Annotated in this window: 13 protein-coding genes; 5 read left to right on the top strand and 8 right to left on the bottom strand. The window is 45.2% G+C overall.

The features are described 5' to 3' along the window. The 3 genes from NFS43_RS22375 to NFS43_RS22385 all read right to left on the bottom strand — a co-directional run. Window positions 1–5,357: Ig-like domain-containing protein (locus tag NFS43_RS22375; RefSeq protein WP_251555126.1), on the bottom strand; the 5,357-nt coding region annotated here is incomplete at its 3' end. A gap of 555 nt (window positions 5,358–5,912) precedes the next feature. Continuing rightward, window positions 5,913–6,593, bottom strand: a complete 681-nt coding sequence (locus tag NFS43_RS22380) for a response regulator transcription factor (RefSeq protein ID WP_251555127.1) — start codon at window positions 6,591–6,593, stop codon at window positions 5,913–5,915. Next, entirely contained in the window at window positions 6,565–8,469 is a 1,905-nt protein-coding gene (locus NFS43_RS22385; protein ID WP_251555128.1) for an ATP-binding protein, read from the bottom strand. Before NFS43_RS22385 ends, NFS43_RS22380 begins: the two co-directional genes overlap by 29 nt. A gap of 152 nt (window positions 8,470–8,621) precedes the next feature. Between NFS43_RS22385 and NFS43_RS22390 the strand changes: the two genes are divergently transcribed. Continuing rightward, entirely contained in the window at window positions 8,622–10,187 is a 1,566-nt protein-coding gene (locus tag NFS43_RS22390) for a histidine kinase N-terminal 7TM domain-containing diguanylate cyclase (RefSeq protein WP_251555129.1), read from the top strand. Between the two features lie 23 nt (window positions 10,188–10,210). Then, entirely contained in the window at window positions 10,211–10,642 is a 432-nt protein-coding gene (locus tag NFS43_RS22395) for an SRPBCC family protein (protein ID WP_251555130.1), read from the top strand. A gap of 72 nt (window positions 10,643–10,714) precedes the next feature. On the opposite strand, the gene NFS43_RS22400 is transcribed toward NFS43_RS22395, so the two are convergent. Next, window positions 10,715–11,647 (bottom strand): substrate-binding domain-containing protein, encoded by a 933-nt coding sequence (locus NFS43_RS22400; protein WP_251555131.1) that lies wholly within the window; start codon window positions 11,645–11,647, stop codon window positions 10,715–10,717. 146 nt (window positions 11,648–11,793) lie between these two features. Here NFS43_RS22400 and modA point away from each other — a divergent pair, with 146 nt between their 5' ends. From modA to NFS43_RS22415, 3 genes are all read left to right on the top strand, one after another. Beyond that, the gene (modA, locus tag NFS43_RS22405) at window positions 11,794–12,603 is read left to right on the top strand and encodes a molybdate ABC transporter substrate-binding protein (protein ID WP_251555132.1); all 810 of its coding nucleotides are present in this window, start codon (window positions 11,794–11,796) and stop codon (window positions 12,601–12,603) included. Window positions 12,604–12,609: 6 nt separating this feature from the next. Then, a complete protein-coding gene (gene modB, locus NFS43_RS22410) occupies window positions 12,610–13,266 on the top strand; it encodes a molybdate ABC transporter permease subunit (RefSeq protein WP_251555134.1) in 657 nt (218 codons plus the stop codon). 163 nt (window positions 13,267–13,429) lie between these two features. Then, window positions 13,430–14,404, top strand: a complete 975-nt coding sequence (locus NFS43_RS22415) for a glycerophosphodiester phosphodiesterase family protein (RefSeq protein ID WP_251555136.1) — start codon at window positions 13,430–13,432, stop codon at window positions 14,402–14,404. A gap of 72 nt (window positions 14,405–14,476) precedes the next feature. Here NFS43_RS22415 and kduD read toward each other — a convergent pair whose 3' ends face one another. The 4 genes from kduD to rhaM form a co-directional block, all read right to left on the bottom strand. Next, complete coding sequence (gene kduD / locus NFS43_RS22420; RefSeq protein ID WP_251555138.1) at window positions 14,477–15,253, bottom strand: 2-dehydro-3-deoxy-D-gluconate 5-dehydrogenase KduD; 777 nt, start codon at window positions 15,251–15,253, stop codon at window positions 14,477–14,479. A gap of 74 nt (window positions 15,254–15,327) precedes the next feature. Next, the gene (locus NFS43_RS22425) at window positions 15,328–16,872 is read right to left on the bottom strand and encodes an MFS transporter (protein ID WP_251555140.1); all 1,545 of its coding nucleotides are present in this window, start codon (window positions 16,870–16,872) and stop codon (window positions 15,328–15,330) included. Between the two features lie 44 nt (window positions 16,873–16,916). Next, window positions 16,917–18,020, bottom strand: coding sequence for a beta-galactosidase BglB (gene bglB / locus NFS43_RS22430; RefSeq protein WP_251555142.1), 1,104 nt, complete (start codon window positions 18,018–18,020; stop codon window positions 16,917–16,919). 91 nt (window positions 18,021–18,111) lie between these two features. Further along, window positions 18,112–18,426 carry an L-rhamnose mutarotase gene (rhaM, locus tag NFS43_RS22435; protein WP_251555143.1) on the bottom strand — a complete coding sequence of 105 codons (315 nt, stop codon included), beginning with the start codon at window positions 18,424–18,426 and terminating at the stop codon, window positions 18,112–18,114. Window positions 18,427–18,562: the final 136 nt, after the last annotated feature.

Raw genomic sequence — 18,562 nt, forward strand, 5'->3', positions numbered from 1 at the left:
CCTACAGGAACATTTTGGTCTGTTTCCTTGCTTTGGTCCTCACCTACTGGTGCCTGGTTTTTCACCTTCACCGTTACCATGATCGTGTCCGTTCCTCCATGGCTGTCCGTTACTACGATCATGAAGCTGTCCTCGCCTACATATCCTTTGCTCGGCGTATACGTCCAGCTTCCGTCTTCCATCACTTCCACGGTTCCATGAGCCGGGCCGCTTTCTCCTTTTGTAAACGTAACTTGGTCTCCCGCTACATCTGTGGCGGACACTTTTCCTCCTACAGGAACATTCTGGTCTGTTTCCTTGCTTTGGCCTTCACCTACTGGTGCCAGGTTTTTCACCTTCACCGTTACCGTGATCGTGTCCGTTCCCCCATGGCTGTCCGTTACTACAATCATGAAGCTGTCCTCGCCTACATATCCATTGCTTGGCGTATACGTCCAGCTTCCGTCCTCCGACACTTCCACGGTTCCATGGGCTGGGCCGCTTTCTCCCTTGGCAAACGTAACACTGTCTCCCGCCACATCCATTGCGGATACTTTTCCGCCTACAGGAACATTTTGGTCTGTTTCCTTGCTTTGGCCTTCACCTACTGGTGCCAGGTTTTTCAGCTTCACCGTTACGTTAATTGTATCGGTTCCGCCATGGTTATCGGTTACCACAATCTTAAAGCTGTCTTCTCCTACATAACCATTGCTCGGCATATACGTCCAGCTTCCGTCTTCCATCACTTCCACGGTTCCATGAGCCGGGCCGCTTTCTCCTTTGGCAAACGTAACATGGTCTCCCGCTACATCTGTGGCGGACACTTTTCCTCCTACAGGAACATTCTGGTCTGTTTCCTTGCTTTGGCCTTCCCCTACTGGTGCCAGGTTTTTCACCTTCACCGTTATGGTAATTGTATCGGTTCCGCCATGGTTATCGGTTACCACAATCGTAAAGCTGTCTTCACCCACATATCCTTCGTTCGGGGTATACGTCCAGCTTCCGTCCTCCGACACTTCCACGGTTCCATGAGCCGGGCCGATTTCTCCCTTGGCAAACGTAACATGGTCTCCCGCTACATCTGTGGCGGACACTTTTCCGCCTACAGGAACATTCTGGTCTGTTTCCTTGCTTTGGCCTTCACCTACTGGTGCCTGGTTTTTCACCTTCACCGTTATGGTAATTGTATCGGTTCCGCCATGGTTATCGGTTACCACGATCGTAAAGCTGTCTTTACCCACATATCCTTCGTTCGGCGTATACGTCCAGCTTCCATCTTGCATCACTTCTACTCTGCCGTTGGCAGGTCCCGTCGTACCTATAGCATAAGTAAGAGTATCATGATCTAAATCGGCTGCACTAGCCGTTCCACTGACAGGACTGTTTTGGAAGGTCACCCCTTCCTGATCCTGCCCTTCAGGTGGATGATTTATGACTGTGACCACAACTCTGGCTTCCGCCTTCAGGCCATGCGGATCCGTTACATAGACAGTAAATTCGTCGGTCCCGACAAAATCATCATCAGGTGTATAGGTCCATTTTCCTGTCTCGCTGGCAATCACTACTGATCCATGGGCCGGGCTTACGGTTCCAAGGCTGTATCGGAGCGTGTCCCCATCCGGGTCAGTACCCTTTATTTGGCCAGTAACGGCAGCATCCTGAAACGTTGCCCGCTCCTCGCCTTCCGCTGCAGGACCCTGATTGAGCACCTCCATATGAACTGTGCCTTCCACTGTGCCGCCATGGGCATCTGTCACCACAACCGTAAACCGATCACCGCCGACATAGTGTTCATCCGGAGTGTAAGTCCACTCACCTGTTTCACTGTCAACGTCAACCGTCCCATGGGCTGGGCCGTCCCCAAGACCGTAAGTTAGCTTATCGCCGTCCGGATCCGCCGCATCCACTTTCCCTGCAGCCGGCGTATTTTGATTGGTTGACTTGGATATATCCGCAGCCACTACCACAGGATTCTGGTTACGGACCGTGATCCTTACCTTGATAGTGTCAGTGCCATTGTAACCGTCCTTTACCACCACTTCAAAGCTGTCCTCTCCAACAAAGCCTTGAGTTGGGGTATACGTCCAGCGGCCATCCTCCTTCACTACTACCGTCCCATTTTCTGGACCATCTTCTCCCTGTGAAAAAGTCAGGCCGTCTCCTGGTACATCTTTCGCGGTTGCTTGGCCATCTATTGCCACATTTTGCATGGTTTCTACTTCCAGGTCATTCCCAACTGGGTTAAGGTTTTTAACAAGAACGCTAACCGTCACTTCATCCGTGCCGCCGTGCTGGTCCTTGACCACGACCGTAAAGCTGTCCTCACCAGCAAACCCTGCATTTGGGGTATACGTCCAGCGGCCGTCTTCCTCCACCTCTACTTTGCCGTTCAAAGGCTTGTTTTCTCCAAGGGAAAATTCCAATGAATCTCCGTCGACATCGTCAGCCGATATTTTTCCGGTCAAGGACTTGTTCTGGACTGTTTCCTTCTCCACATCGTTTCCAACCGGTGCAAGATTATGAACCACCACGGTAACAGTTATCTCGTCCGTACCGCCATATTGATCCTCAACAACTACCGTAAAGCTGTCTTCTCCGACAAAGCCATCATTTGGCCTATAGCTCCAGCGGCCAGCTGCCGTTACATCAAGCTGCCCGTTTTCGGGATCAGTGCCTTTGCGATACTTCAAAACATCCCCTTTCACATCAACAGCAGTCATGGTATCTTCAATTGTCTTGTTTTGTTGGGTGACTTTCCTAAGGTCTTCTCCAATCGGAACGATATTGGCTACTTGAACCGTTACGGTAAGCGATCCTCTGCCCCCATGTTCGTCCGTGACTTCCACCGTAAAGTGATCCGTACCAGCAAAACCATCGTTTGGTGTATAGGTCCAGCGGCCGGCCTCATCAACACTCACCGTTCCATTGGCTGGGTTTGTCCCTTTGGAGAAAGTAAGCGGCTCTCCTGGAGCATCGGCTGCGGCCGCAGTGCCGCTGACAGCTTCGTTTTGGACAGTATTTATCGTCTGGTTCTGGCCAATAGGGGCAATATTATTCACACGAATTTGGACTGCTGCCTCCGCACTCAGTCCATAGGGATCTGTGACAACGACCGTGAATTCATCTTGTCCGGCGTAATGGCCGGAAGGGGTATAGGTCCATTCGCCTGTACGGCTGTCAATGACGGCTTGACCGCCAGCTGGGCCTTCCTTAATCGAATAGGACAGCACCTGACCGTCCGGGTCCATCCCTTCGAGTGTTCCCCCTACAGGCATGCCTTGGTTCGTTTCCTTGGACTGTCCTGTCAGTGACGGTCTCCGGTTAGCTACTGTAACCGTTATAGTAACGGTATCCTTGCCGCCATTTCCGTCATCCGCAACCACAGTAAAGTGATCTGCTCCGGTAAAACCCGGATTTGGAGTGTATGTCCAAGAACCATCCGGCAGGACAACTGCGGTGCCGTTCGCTGGAGAAGCTGCCTTACTGTAGGTCAACGAATCACCATCGGGATCGGTGCCTGTCAACTTTCCGCTGGCCGTCTCATTCGAAACTATCGATACGGACACATTGTTGGCGTCTGGAACACGGTTTAGCGAAAATCCAGTGGATAAATGAGCCGTATTACCCGGCTGAATCGCTACACTGCATGGATTATTCGCCGTCGTAAGCCGATAATTTTGCAATGCCTGTGAACTCCTGTCCACTTCGATCTGATAATTGCCTGGCTTCAGGTTCACCGAATAATTCCCGGACGTATCAGTGATCACCGTCTGCAGGACATTGCCGGATGCGTCCTTCACGTCCACCTTTACTCCAGCCATGCCAGCTTCCGAGTCATTGACCTTATTGTAATTAGCATCAACAAAAACCTTTCCCAATAGCCTGCTGTCGACAATGGACAGCGTCGTTTCAATGGCCTGGCCTGGAAAATACGTCCAGGTATCAATGGCACGGTTATTTCCAAAATCGTTGGTAAACCCGCGCACTCCAGTGGCACTATCAATTCCTTTCAGAGCCGAAATAGGATTGGTCGCCCCCGGCCCCGTTAACCTGCTGTCGTCATAATAAATCGTCGTAGGCTTCAGTCCTGCCGGAAAGGCATAAGGCTGATTCTGCAGCTCAATTTTGATGCCTTCTGGTGCGTTCTCGACATCCAGCATCGGAAAGTGATACTCTCCGCCCTTTGCCATCAGCTTGACTTTATAGTCGCCGACAGGGAGATTGTTGCCGTTCTGGTCTTTCCCATTCCAGCTGACAGTATTAGAACCCGCTTTTGACACGTTTTCTAAGACCAGGTCCGCCGTCGGGTCAAAGCTTCCATCCTTATTCGTATCAATGATGAGCTGATAGGTGGCTTTTTTGGGCATCGAAAACTCAAACTGGCCGCCCTCTCCGATATAGGCAATATGGCTTCCAGCAGCCGCCTTAAACGAGAACCCGCTTGGCACCGGGGGCGCTTCTGCATGAATCGGAACATCGGATGGCAGATCGCTGCTAGGCTTGTTAAAGAAAATCCTGTGCGTCACATCCGTTTCGGTATCAGGACCGGAAGGATTAAGAATTTTAGCATTGCCCCCATCCAATTGACCGGTAGAATTGCTATAGGCAACCGAATGATAAAGGGTTTTGCCAGTGTTATCAATAAAGCCCCGGTTATTGGAGAAGAAGATGAACCCAAATGGATCAATGCCGTTCATATCTGTTAAATATTGATAGCCATCTTTGGTGAGAATGTATAATTTAGAATTAAGCTCTTTCTCGTTCCCTCCCATATTGAGGGCAAGATAATTAGCATAAACCCGGCCGGTTTTTTCAGAGCCGCTGCGGTCGGCAATCGTAATATCCCAAGCAGCAATCGTTTTCCGGTTTTGGCTTGTTAAAAATTTTGCATCAAAGGCCGTTGCAATCGGATCCGTATTGGCGATACCGTTTGGACTAGGATGAAATTCAATTTGGTACCAGCCTTCCTGTGCGGCCTCCACCTTGATCGGGGTGTAACCATTTGTTACTTTGCCAAAATTAGGACCATTTTTTTCCTCGGTGACCGAGTCAATGTAGCCGGCACTTTTGGTTACATCCAGCTTCCTGACCGTCTGATCCGGCATCGTGATAATAATGTCGCCGTTATCCTTTGTATCCGACACGCTGGAGCCAAGCATAATCGTCTCTCCAGCTTTGGCATAAGCATAAAGGACCGTTTTCCGCTCGATGCCAGCTGTAAAGTTTCCGGCATCCCACTCCAAAAACGGACGGTTTCCTCCATTTATAACAAGATCCTTACTTCCTTCTGCAAACGCCTCATGTGCGAAGAGGGTCCCTGCACCCACTGCACTGATTGTTGTGACCACCGCAACCCTGGCAAACTTATTATCTATCATTTTTTGCCCATCCCCCTTAATGGAAAAGTCGAAAAAACCTCTTATTACGTACTATTTGTTGGATATTTGTAAGAAACATAAAAAACTAGAATAAAAGTCTTATTTTTTCAAAAAAATCATGACTTTTAATAAAAAAGAACTAGAATAACTAAAAAAAACCAGGTATATATCCCTATATTCCTTCCTAGTATATAGAATATTTTCGACAGCCAACTTTAAATCTAGTTTAAAATTCTCCAAATTCCCCTAAATTTCAACACTACCTGCCACATACGGGATGGTTTTTTCCAAAGGCCGTTTTCGCATCATTTGTTGTTTTTTATCTATTAAGTTTTAAAAAATGATTTGTTCCATCGCGCTCCAGACACTCGCTTTTGCGCGGAGAGGAATTTGAGCCTCCTCAGCTTGGCCTATTGTTCTCAACCTTTCCTCTAATGCCCGGGAGTCGAGTGTCCTCCGCTCCATTCCACTACGTTTTTTTAAATAGTATTCAAACACAGCCATCTTTACGAAAACAGCCTTTCCAAAAAAAAAGAATCCAGCATCAACTGGATTTTAATTTGCGGCTAACATATAGCCTTTTCCCTTAACGGTTTTTATGATTTTTGGGTTTTTTGGATCCTCTTCTACCTTTTTTCGGATTCTACTGATATGGACAGCAACGGTCAGTGTATCCCCGAGACTATCGGCTCTCCACACTTCCTCATATAATTTGTCCGCTCCGATGACTTCATTAGGGTGTGCAGCCAAATAAAAAAGCAAATCCAACTCTCTCGGATTTAACTCCACTTTGATTCCATTCATTTTTACCGCGAAGGTTTGGAAATTTAATTCAAGCCGGCCCAATCGCAATGGCTTTTCGACCCATTTATTTGGTGATTTGTACCGGACATTGGTCTCAATTCGCGCTAACAGAACGTTCATATTAAAGGGTTTCGTTATATAATCATCCGCACCGGCCATCAATCCCTCGATAATATCCTTTTCATCATCACGGCTTGATAAAAATAAAACGGGGATCATGGAGGTTTTACGTATTTCCTTACAGACTTCAATGCCATTCTTTTTTGGCATATTAATATCGACTAATAATAAATCTGGATGGATGTCGTTGAACATCTTAATCGTTTCTTCACCGTCACTCGCAAACCAAATCTGATATACTTGCTTATCCAAATAGATATCGACCAATTCTTGAATGGCCGGATCATCTTCGGCCATCAATATTTTTATCACGTGTGTTCCCCCCTTGATTACGGAGCGGCAATGTAAGGGAAAAGGTACTTCCTTTTCCCACTTCACTATTGACGCCGATTTCACCATGATGCATTTCAATGATTTGTTTACAAATCGCCAGCCCGAGCCCATGACTGGAGGAAGTGGAATGGCTGGTATAGTAGCGTTCAAAGACATATCCCAGTACCTCCTCCGGGATTCCGGTACCGGTATCGGAAACCTCCACCATTAGCCAGCTCTCTTTCACGTACACCAGAATCCGGATGGAATCTCCTGAATCCGTGTGTTTCATGGCATTGCCGATTAGATTATGAAAAACTTGTTCCATCCGCAGCATGTCCATATCCATGAACAGTTGATCAACCTTTATTTCATACGTATAATATTTGCCAGCAGAGCTTATTTCCTGATGGAAATCCTGGAACAGTTTTTCAAAAAATTTCTTTACATCCACCGAGACATACTTAAACTGGATCGACCCGGATTCCAGCCTTGTCAACTCTAGTAAGTCATTTACTAGTTTTTCAATTAAAATGGAACGATCGTATATATAGTGGATATATCGTTTATCGCTCCTATCGATTTTTCCATCCATAATGGCCCTGGAAAAGCCAATAATGGATGTCAACGGATTTCTTATATCGTGAGAAATGCTGGAGAGAAACTCTAGTCTTTCGCGTTGTCCTCTCTCTAATTCATGATGCAGCTGTTTATGCACACTGACATCTTGGGCGATAATCAAATAGCCGAGCTGGGTCCCTTTTTTGTTTTTTATCGGATTGATGGTAAATTGAAATGCCTTGAGTTGATTTTCCATCATAAACGAATACTCAAAGCTATTCTGATTCGTTTTCTCATAGGTTTCGATTAACTCTTTTAGTCTATTCGATACCATACGATCCTCATTGATTTCGACATCCAAGAATACCCTGCCAATTTGTTTCGCCGCTTGATTGTAATCAGCAATTTTCAATTCGTTATCTACGACTAACATCCCGTCCTTCATATTTTCAATAATGAGGTCTTTAGCGATCGGATAAATCGAAAAGATTTTATGCCGCTTAACCACCATTAAAATCCATATGCCGATTGGAAAATAAGTGATGGCCCTAAAATTAAGGATATGGATATTCAAGATGTCGATTATGACATCATATCCCAAGCTTAACACGATCACCAAAAGCAGGAATAGGTTTTGGACTCTCACATATTTTGCAGCCTTTTTCATATTGACGCACAGAAGCACCATGGCAAACACCATCAGAATATGGACATACCCAATAAAAAATTGGCTCAGATGTGTGGAGGTAATCGAGAGCTTGGAAATATCAGAAAAGGAAAGGATATTAATGCTTGTTCTCATTAAATGATGGTATTGATCCGTAAAAATCAGCAGCCAATCGATCACGGTTGGCAAGAAAAAGTAGAAACCGTATTTTTCGATTATTTTTTGTTTGCCGATGGATTCCAAAATGCAGAAAAACAACACAACAGGACCCCCAAGCAAGGGGATTTGCTGGAGATTCCGGTACCAAATCATCGCATCCATCTGACCTGATGTAATTTCTAAAACCGATAAGAATGCTTGAAATGAATCAAGTGCCAATAGAATAATAAAATATTTTGCTATATGGTTATTTCGATATGGCAGAAACACAATCACCAATATCGCCAAGGCAACAGAAGTCAGCAAAAAATAAGCAGGATACCAGCTAGTAAAAAAAGAGTTTATCATGGCAATAAGGTTCAATTCTCCTTCAAATAATCTATCCTTATCATAACAGCAGGAAATAGGTTTGGAAACTTTAAAATCAGGTGCCACAGGGTGCCACAGGGACGGTTCCCATGGTTTATGCGAACGAAAAACCGCCCCCATCTGGTCTGCCTCTGCTACCTATAATTGGGGCGTGACAGGAACTGGAATTTCCTGTATGATTTCAATCAATACTACTATTCAACTTAGCGCTCCTCTCCTAAAACGAAAGTAATCTTGAAAAGAAGAATTAATTCAAAAAGAGGGATCCAATCGTGAATTCGCAATTGACAGCCTATGTTTCACTCGTTTGTACATCAGGCGTGCTCCATTTGTATTTATGCCTATACGCATATGCGAAACGTCATCATTATACGAATATCGCTCGTTTTTTTATTCTTTATGTGGCATCGATCACCATTTATTGCTTCGCTTCGGCGTTTGGCTTAATGGCGACGACACTGGACCAGCTCAAGTTTTGGACAACCCTTCAATATGCCGGCATGCCGTTTGGCCCCCCACTTGGGCTATTGTTTGTCATGCAGTATTTAGGCCTGAAAGTAACGAAAAGAAGAGTGATTGCCCTTCTGATGATCCCCATAGTCAGCCTAGTCATGGTTGCCACGAATGATCTCCATCATTTGCATTATCGAGTATTTGAGGTAGATCCCCGCTTAGGCGCGCCTTACGTTCATCAGGAGATCGGCATCTGGTATATGATCCATGGCGTTTTCACCTTCGCCTGCATGTTTATCGCCTTTTTACTAGTGGTTTCCCGCTGGAAAGAAACAGCAAAGGTTTACCGTCCGCAAATGGTTTCGTTAATGTGCGGCCAGCTGGTTCCCATGGTCACCGCTTTTATTTACTTAATCGGATGGACCCCGCCGGGCTTCGATCCAGTCCCCAGCGTCTTATGGCTCTCTTCGCTCTTATATTTATGGTCGATTAACTCCTCACGGTTGTTTTCGATTATGCCTATTGCCAAAGATGTCATTTTTAATAGTATCAACGATGGTGTCGTGGTGTTGGACGAATCTGCTCGCTTGATTGAGTTTAATCAAGCGAGCAAGGGCATGTTTCCAGCCTTGAACAAATCCATGCTTGGAATGGATTTTGAAAAGGTTTGGCACCGGCTATCAGGCGGCGCACATCCCTCTATACTCGACGTTACTCGTGAACTGGAATTAGCGGTAGACGATGCGAAAAAAATTTATCAGATTCGAACTTCCTCTTTCCAGCATGGCAATAATAAAGGTCGACTAATTATTTTTACTGATATTACTGAGCTAAAACGGCTGCAGGTAAAATTGGAGCATCAGGCCTATTATGATGAGCTCACCCAAATTTTTAACCGCCGGGCCTTTTTTGAAAAATGCGAGCAAGAATATGCTGCGGCAAAAAGGGCTGCAACGCCATTTACAATTGTTTTGATGGATATCGATTATTTTAAAAAAGTGAACGACACCTATGGCCATTATGTGGGCGATCAATTGTTGATCCATGCCGCAAAGGTTTGCCAGGCGCAGATGAAGGAAGGCATGCTGTTTGCCCGCTATGGCGGCGAAGAGTTTGTTCTTGCCTGGAGGGGGAGCACATTGGCAGAAGGTGAAGCCTTTGCCAATCAGCTGCGCGAGACAATCGAGTTCCGGCCCCTCCTGACAGAGGAGGGACCGATTTCTTTGACATTTAGCTGCGGAGTGGCTGCTGCAGCTAAAGACACCGAGGAAACGCTCAATCAGCTGTTGAATAAAGCGGATAAAGCTTTATACTCCGCCAAACATGCAGGCCGGAATCAGGTGCAGGCCTATAAAGCAGACAAACAGTTCACTACCGTTCAATAATATAAAAAAGGAGTCGATGGAAGATGAGGACACAAATCACCACGAAGTTAAAAATCTTGAAATCCGCCCATGAAGTGTTTGAGGCGATCGTAGATCCTGAAAAGATCGGGAATTATTGGTTTTCGTCCAGTTCGGAAAGATGGGCCCAGGGCAAGCAGATTACCTTAAGATATGATGAATACCAGGCAGAGGGCGATATCAAGGTCATCGAAATAATCGGAAATGAAAGAATTGTCTTTTCCTGGGGAGAGGAAACGATTGTGGCCATTACCCTAATGGAATCCGATAACGGCAGTACCATCATTGAAGTGAAGGAATCCGGTTTTAAAGAGGAAGACCCTGAACTGGCCGATAAACTGATTGGTCAAAAGGAAGGCTGGGTCTATATGTTATCCTGCTTAAAGGCCTATTTGGAAAATGGCGTGACAACTTTAAGGGCCTCATTGCTCCATTGATGCCAATAACTTTAGCTGAAAAATTGACTGTCGATAAAAAGGCAGGCTATTGAATATTCAACAGCCTGCTTTTTAATAGGTTTCATACAGAATTTTCCCTATCTGGGATGTATCATAATCCCCCAAGGAGTTGACCTCCGACTGAAACTGTTCAGAGGATAAAACGTCCTGCACCGTGTGAATCAGCCGTTCCGTCTTAGGGGTTTTTAAAATCACCAAGTCATACTGTTCCGTCATTAATGGCACAAAATCAATTCCCACTATTTTCGCCGCTTTTTCAATTCCCACACCGGCATCCACGATGCCCGTGGAAACGGCAGAAGCAACACTTAAATGGTTTGTCTCTTCGTGATCATACCCCTTAATGCTCCTTGAAGGAATCTCATTGATTCGGAGCTGTTCATCCAGAAGAATCCGTGCCCCTGACCCTTTCTCGCGATTAACGATTGTCACATCATCCCGTTTTAAATCCGCCCAGGAGGTGAGATTTAAAGGGTTCCCTTTTTGAACATAAAAACCGGCCTTTCTTGAAAGGAGATGGAGTAAAATATACGGGTATCCCACTAAAATTTTCTTTATATACGGCAGATTGTACTGGCCGGTATCCCCGTCAAACAAATGCAGGCTGACAATATCGCCCTCTCCATGGTACATCGAGATGAGACTGTTTAAACTTCCTGTAAACGACCTTAATGCTTTATAGGCTGAATTTTTCTCAATGTGTTTGCCCAGAATGTCTAACACTAGGTCTTGCCCGCTAATGACAATCTGCTGGCTGTCCTTTGGTTTCCTTTGAGGAGCGGCAGCAGCGGTTGGAAAGGCTGTATTTTGATTGGTTTTATGTTTATGGATAAAAACGTCCAAGTCTTTGGCGTCGATCCTCATCTGTCTTCCTACACGGAATACAGGGATTTCTCCTTTTTTCACTAGGTCATACAGAGTTAATTTCGATACCTTTAATAGCTGCGATACCTCTTCAATCGTATAGGAAAGCTCATTTGGCATTTATATCCCTCCATCCTCTATTTTAACGAACTGCCAGGTAAAAAGTATATAAAATGACAAAAGTGATTTTTCTTATATCCATTTAAGTTATAAATAATTATAATTAAATATATCTAGTTATAACTAATTTGAAAGGTAGAGGACTCATGAACAAAAAAAATCTATTCATTCTCACTATGATCCTGCTTTTACTAACAGCGGCTGGCTGTTCATCCAATGAACCAGCAAAAAAGCCTGACAGCCAGAAACAAGAAGCGGCTGAAAAGCAGGTGGAGCTGACCGTTTCGGCAGCTGCCAGTTTACAAGATGCCTTAAATGAGATTAAAGGAAGCTTTGAGAAAGAACATCCTAATGTAAAAATCAACTATAACTTTGGGGCTTCCGGTGCCCTGCAGCAGCAGATTTCTCAAGGGGCGCCTGCCGATCTGTTCTTTTCTGCAGCAGAGGACAAATTTGATCAATTGGTGCAGGATGGCCTCATCGATAAGACACAAGGAATCGATTTAGTGGGCAATGATCTAGTATTGGTGGTGCCGAAGGATTCCAATAAAGGGATCCAATCCTTTGAAGACCTTGCCAAAGCGGATCAAATCTCCATTGGCACCCCAGAAGCCGTACCGGCTGGCCAATATGCGAAGCAAGCACTGGAGAAAATGCATGTTTGGAATGCCGTTGAAGGAAAAGTGGTCTATGCCAAGGATGTCCGCCAGGTGCTTACATATGTAGAGACGAACAATGTGGACGCAGGCATTGTCTATAAAACGGATGCCTTGATTTCTCAAAAGGTTAAGATTGCCGCTACAGCCGATGAGACTTCCCACGATCCGATCATTTATCCTTTGGGTGTGATCAAGAATAGTTCCCACCCTAAAGAAGCCCAATTATTCTACGACTACCTGCAAAACGATGCATCGATGAAGACTTTTGAAAAATTTGGCTTTAGCGGGCTGAACTAAAGAACCATGGCTGCTGATTTTTGGTCACCCGTCAAGCTATCCGTTGAGGTCGCCTTTGTTTCCGGTCTATTGGTCGTCGTTGCTGGGTTGTTTTTAGGGAATCTGATGGCTCATAAAAAATTCAAAGGGATCGCCTTCATTGAAACGGTGTTTCTATTGCCGTTAGTCCTGCCGCCTTCTGTGGTCGGGTTTTTGTTAATTGTTATTTTCGGCAGGAATAGTCCGATTGGACAAATAATCGAAGAATTATTTAGGCAGCCTGTTATGTTTACGTGGTGGGCTGCTGTGATTGCCGCTGCAGTGGTAGCTTTCCCGCTCATGTATCAATCGGCCAAGACAGGGTTTGAGGCCATTGATAAGGAGATTATCCATGCCGCCCGAGTAGACGGGGCAAATGAGTTCACCATATTTCTGTTTATTTCCATCCCCCTTGCATGTAAAGCGATCCTTTCGGGAGCAATCTTGAGTTTCGCAAGGGCTTTAGGGGAATTTGGCGCTACTTTAATGTTTGCCGGCAACATCCCTGGAAAAACGCAAACAATTCCAACAGCCATTTATGTGGCACTTGATTCAGGAAATATGGAATTAGCCTGGCTATGGGTAGCGAGCATGATCGGTATTTCCTTCTTGATGCTGGTGTGCGTACACCTAATCAAATCCTGATGATAGATATGGAAGCCAATATAGACAAATTTTATTCAAAAATGGTCTATGTTGGCTTATTTTATTTGTAAAAATAATTTCTCCTTTAGGTTAATCAATTCCAGTTATTTAAAGGATCCTTTTTCTATGTTAAATTAAGGAAAACAGTAAAGGTGGAGGATCGATGAAAAAGTTCAAACGATTGATCAAACGTTTGTTCATCCTTTTGTTGATTTTGGCAGCCTTCCTCTATCTAAACAACAGTTCACGGCTGACGAAATCCAGAAATGAGCCCCCTTTCTTATTGGCACATCGGGGAATGGCACAGACATTCCCAATGGAGGAAATCGAAAACGATACCTGTACCGCCGAAATCATTTATGAACCCGAACATCCCTATTTGGAGAACACCATCCCCTCCATGGAAGCCGCCTTTCAAGCTGGGGCCGATATGGTCGAACTGGACATCAAGCCGACGAAGGATGGGCAATTCGCCGTTTTCCATGACTGGACCTTGGATTGCCGGACAGAAGCAAGGGGCATGGTCCAAGACTATACCATGGCTGAACTTAAAAAATTGGATATTGGTTATGGCTATACGGCTGATCACGGAAAAACCTATCCCTTCCGGGGCAAAGGAATCGGGCTGATGCCTTCGCTCGATGAAGTCTTGTCGCAGCTTCCGGACAAGTCCTTCCTGATTCATATCAAGAGTGCCGACTCGGCAGAAGGAACCCAATTAGCTGACTTTCTGTCCAAGCTCCCCAAGAAACGGCTGGAACAGTTGACCGTTTATGGGGACGACAAACCGATCAGTGCATTGAAGGAACAATTGCCTGGCATTCGAGTCATGTCGATGGCGGCGCTCAAGAGCTGTTTGCTTCCATATATCGGGATTGGCTGGACAGGGATGATCCCATCCGCATGCAAGGATACGCAATTGCATGTTCCGGAAAAATACGCAAACCTTTTGTGGGGGTTCCCGAACAAGTTTTTAAACCGGATGGATAGCGTGAATACCCGTGTGATCCTCGTCGCAGGTGATGGGGGCTGGTCGGAAGGCTTTGATACGAAGCAGGATTTACAGCGGCTCCCTCAAAATTATCATGGCGGCATCTGGACTAACCGAATTGACGTGATTGCTCCGATCCTAAAATAATGCCATGGGGACGGTTATCGTGCTGCAAAAAAATGAAGCAGGAGAACCGCCCACCTGCTTCACCTCACGATATTATCGTGCAAGCCATCCTCCATCGACTGCCAGGATATGGCCGTTCATATAGTCTGATGCGCTGCTGGCCAAGAAAACGATAACGCCCATTAAGTCGGCAGGTGTGGCCCAGCGTCCTGCAGGAATACGGGCTGTAATCTCCTCCTTGCGCTCTTCATCTTGGCGAATCGGCGCGGTATTGGCCGTTTCCACATATCCCGGTGCAATCGCATTAATTTGCACGCCAGATTGCGCCAGCTCATTGGCAAAGGCTCTGGTGATGCCTGCTACCGCATGCTTGCTTGCTGTATAAGAAGGAACAAATTTCCCTCCCTGGAACGAAAGCATCGATGCAATGTTAATAATTTTTCCGCTCTTTTGCTCCACCATGACTTTAGCAGTCTCTTGACTTAAGAAGTATACGGAATTCAGATTGATATCCATGACCGCATCCCAATCTTCAGCCTTGTACTCAAGCAGCGGCGCACGGCGGATAGTGCCAGCATTGTTGACCAGAATGTCAATTCGGCCAAATGCCTCTAAGCAGGCTCCGACAACCTGTTTAATTATTTCGCGCTTCGTTAAATCCGCTTGAAAAAATTCCACACGCCGGCCTTCCCTCTCAATCAACTCTCTTGTTTCATCCCAGTTTGTATCATACGTGACCACAAACAGGTCGGCACCAGCTTTAGCCAAAGCCGCTGCATAACCTTGACCCAACCCTGTATTTCCGCCCGTCACAATCGCAACCTTTCCGGCTAGTGAGAATATATCTAATGAGAAATCATTTAAGTTCATGTTTAGCTTCCTCCTTCATTGTTACGGGGACGGATCTCATGATAGGAACACAAGAACCGCCGCCCTCATGGTAGTTACATCGCTTTTGGTTTTCCTTCTTGGTTTTGCTTTTCTTTGAAGTTAATGTAGTTTTCGTAACCGACTGTGTTGTTGCCCCAGGTTTTTTCGTACTCCCAGCCAGTCAGTTGTTCAAATACTTGACGGGCTTCTGGTGTAGCTTTGGCTTTAGAGCCGCCGTTTTTCAAGCGCTGGATTTCATTTAGTAACACAACATGGTTTTCTTTGGTTAATTTGTAGCGGTAGGAAATGATTAAACCGCCGACTAAGAAGAACAGCGTACCGAACAATAGGATCGACACAATCATTGTGATGGCGGAATCCGGCTGGGAATTCTGTCCAGATACAAAGCCTGCTTCCTGCAAGCCAACACTCACCAAGAATACGGCTAATGCCTGGCTTCCTTTTCGGATCAAACTCATGACTCCAGCAAACACACCCTCGCGCCGTTGACCCGTTAATGCTTCGTCCACATCCGGAATAAACGCGTAGTTGTTCCAAGGAATATAGTTCAAGCCGCCGCGGCCCAAACCGCAAATGCCGATCATCACAAACAATAAAGCCGTATTACTGAGTGTTCCCGTTAATTTTAATACGGTGAATCCAACAATTCCTGCGATAAAGAATAAAGTAGCTGTCCGGAAAGCCGGGGCAGGATTCATCTTAAGCGTAATCGTAAGCGCAATCCCTACACCAACGATTTGTAAAACATACATAATGGTTAATAAGTTAGAAGCCAAAACGGCACTTTGCATCAGAGCAAAAACGACAAAATATGTAAATACCGCATTGAATACGTCCTGGCTTAAATAGCCGCCTAAATACATGCCAAGATGATGGCGGAAGGTTTTGACCCGCAGTGTCGAGAACAGATCAAGATAAATCTTTTGGACATTTTGCACAAAGGTTCTGCTGCTGATCACCTTGTCTTCAGGGATTTCATCAAATGGACGTTCCCACGTGTTTTTGTAAAGCAGGACCAATACCACCATTATGATGGCAGTGAAAATCATCCCGGAGTACAAGAAGGTCATCGGATCATCTTTGCCTAGTGCTTGGACAAGACGGCCTGGAATATAAGCTGCGAATACAGCGGAAGCCTGAGCAATAAACATCCGGGCACCGGTAAATTTCGAACGGATTTTATAATCGTTGCTCATTTCAGCAGCAAGCGTATCATAAGGAATCAAAATCATCGAATACACGATTTCAAACGCAATATAGGTTAACAAATAATACCAGAAGCCAAATCCGGAAATCCAAATGGCCGTATAGACAAGCACCAGCGGAATCGCCGCTAAAATAAAGAATTTCCGTCTTCCAAACCGGCGGCCCAATTTGGTTTTATGAAAGTTATCGGTAATATACCCCATTGTCGGCGCGGCAACTGCATCGACAATTCTGGCGATGGCGAAAATGGAACCCGCTTCAACGGCGGTCAGTCCACAAAAAGTGGTCAAGAAGAAAAGCAGCCAGGCGGCTGTTAAGGCAAATGCACCAGCCCCTAAGAAATCACCCAAACCATACGACAAATAATTAATGAATTTTGGTTTTCTCACCATTTTGTTCTCCTCCATATTGTTGCAAAATAGTAAACCTTGAATCTTTAAATATAGGAATTTAGAAATTCTGCTAATGCCAAGATTGCTAGGGACTGTCCATATGGCATCGTGGTGATGCGGATCTGTTTATAAAATTCCAAACTGTCGCCCATTCCGGTACCAACGGACACTTTTTGCAGAGCGCCATCCTCGCCAATCTCATTTAAAATAGCGGCAATGGCTTTATTGGCAACGGCTTCATACTCTTGCCCGATATATCGTTTATGAACCGATTTCAAAATTCCGTAAGCAAATCCGGCAGTAGCAGACGCTTCCAGATAAGAGGACGGGTCGTCTAATAGCGTATGCCATAAACCGCTTTCATCTTGGAGATGAGCCAATGCTTCAATCTGGCGGTTTAACGTTCCAATAAGGAATTCCCGTAAGAAATCTCCCTTTTCCAGTTCCAAAATTTCGATAATTTCGGGAATGGCGATGGTAATCCAGCAATTTCCCCTTCCCCAAAGGGCCTGTGCATAATTGTGATTTTCTTCAAATGTCCAGCCATGGAACCAAAGGCCTGTTTTTCGATCAGCCAGATATTTGATGTGGATTAAATATTGCCTTTTAGCCTCTTCGATATATTCCTTCCGATGGAGGAGCTTGCCAATTTTAGCCAATGGCAGCACCGTCATCATCAGGGTGTCATCCCAAAGCTGATTTTTGTTTTCCGGTCCGTACGTCATATGCTGCAATCCGTTTTCTTCTGTCCGCGGCATATCATACATAACCCATTCAGCCCACGTCTCCAGGTATGGAACGTACTTTTGATCCTTCGTATCTTCATAAATCAATGCTAACGTTAACAGCGGCGCCATCGTATTGACGTTTTTAGGCGGAACTCCCTCTTTCAGTCTCGCCTCAAACCAGTCATGGACGATCTTTAAAGCCTTTTCATTTTTGGTCAATCGCCAATATTTATAGATGCCATATAACGCGACACCCTGCGGCCAATTCCAAACATGCCAGCTTTTATCATCGACCACAAGACCGTCAAAATTTAATAAAAATTCTCCGGTATCGTCTTTTATTTTTGTAAGATTATCCATTAAAACATCAATTTGGTTCAAAACTTCTTCTCTTTTGACAGGCTGCTGTTGTTGAATCATACATTCTCTACCTCCTGATTGAAAAAATAGCTCCCGCCATATCATGCAGCATCTCTTGGGTCCGAAATGCATGCCTATGGAAGAGTTTGTACTAGGCCAGAAAAAAAACTTCCTCTAAATCGACCGTCACCGGACGATTGTCTGGTTCCGTTTTCATTAATGGCTCCATATAAGCCCACCACTTTTGGCAAACCGCGGTCTTGGACATGTTCTCCCACTTTTCTTCACTTTCTATTTCCAAGTAAGCAAATAATCTGCCAGACTCTCGATCTAGGAAAATAGAATAATTGCGGGCTCCATGCACCTTCAATTCCGCAGCCATCTCCGGCCAAATTTCATCGTGGCGTCGTTTATATTCTAAATAACAGTCTTGATTGACATACATGATACTTGCTTTTCTAATCATTTGGCTTCTCCTGTTTGTTTAGTTGGTTTTATAAATACCATCCCTAAAAATCAGACAAAATCCCACATCATGAAATAATACGATTAATATTTTCTGTCTCTTCAAACATTTACATGATAGAGTGATTCCCGGAATC

It is taken from the genome of Neobacillus muris (genome assembly GCF_943193175.1).
In the GTDB taxonomy this organism is placed as follows: Bacteria; Bacillota; Bacilli; order Bacillales; family Cytobacillaceae; genus Neobacillus; species Neobacillus muris.

Coding starts and splice junctions, on each gene's coding strand:
- NFS43_RS22385 (WP_251555128.1), bottom strand. CDS start 8,469: ATGGGGGCGGTTTTTCGTTCGCATAAACCATGGGAACCGTCCCTGTGG.
- NFS43_RS22395 (WP_251555130.1), top strand. CDS start 10,211: ATGAGGACACAAATCACCACGAAGTTAAAAATCTTGAAATCCGCCCAT.
- NFS43_RS22400 (WP_251555131.1), bottom strand. CDS start 11,647: ATGCCAAATGAGCTTTCCTATACGATTGAAGAGGTATCGCAGCTATTA.
- modA (WP_251555132.1), top strand. CDS start 11,794: ATGAACAAAAAAAATCTATTCATTCTCACTATGATCCTGCTTTTACTA.
- modB (WP_251555134.1), top strand. CDS start 12,610: ATGGCTGCTGATTTTTGGTCACCCGTCAAGCTATCCGTTGAGGTCGCC.
- NFS43_RS22415 (WP_251555136.1), top strand. CDS start 13,430: ATGAAAAAGTTCAAACGATTGATCAAACGTTTGTTCATCCTTTTGTTG.
- kduD (WP_251555138.1), bottom strand. CDS start 15,253: ATGAACTTAAATGATTTCTCATTAGATATATTCTCACTAGCCGGAAAG.
- NFS43_RS22425 (WP_251555140.1), bottom strand. CDS start 16,872: ATGGTGAGAAAACCAAAATTCATTAATTATTTGTCGTATGGTTTGGGT.
- bglB (WP_251555142.1), bottom strand. CDS start 18,020: ATGATTCAACAACAGCAGCCTGTCAAAAGAGAAGAAGTTTTGAACCAA.
- rhaM (WP_251555143.1), bottom strand. CDS start 18,426: ATGATTAGAAAAGCAAGTATCATGTATGTCAATCAAGACTGTTATTTA.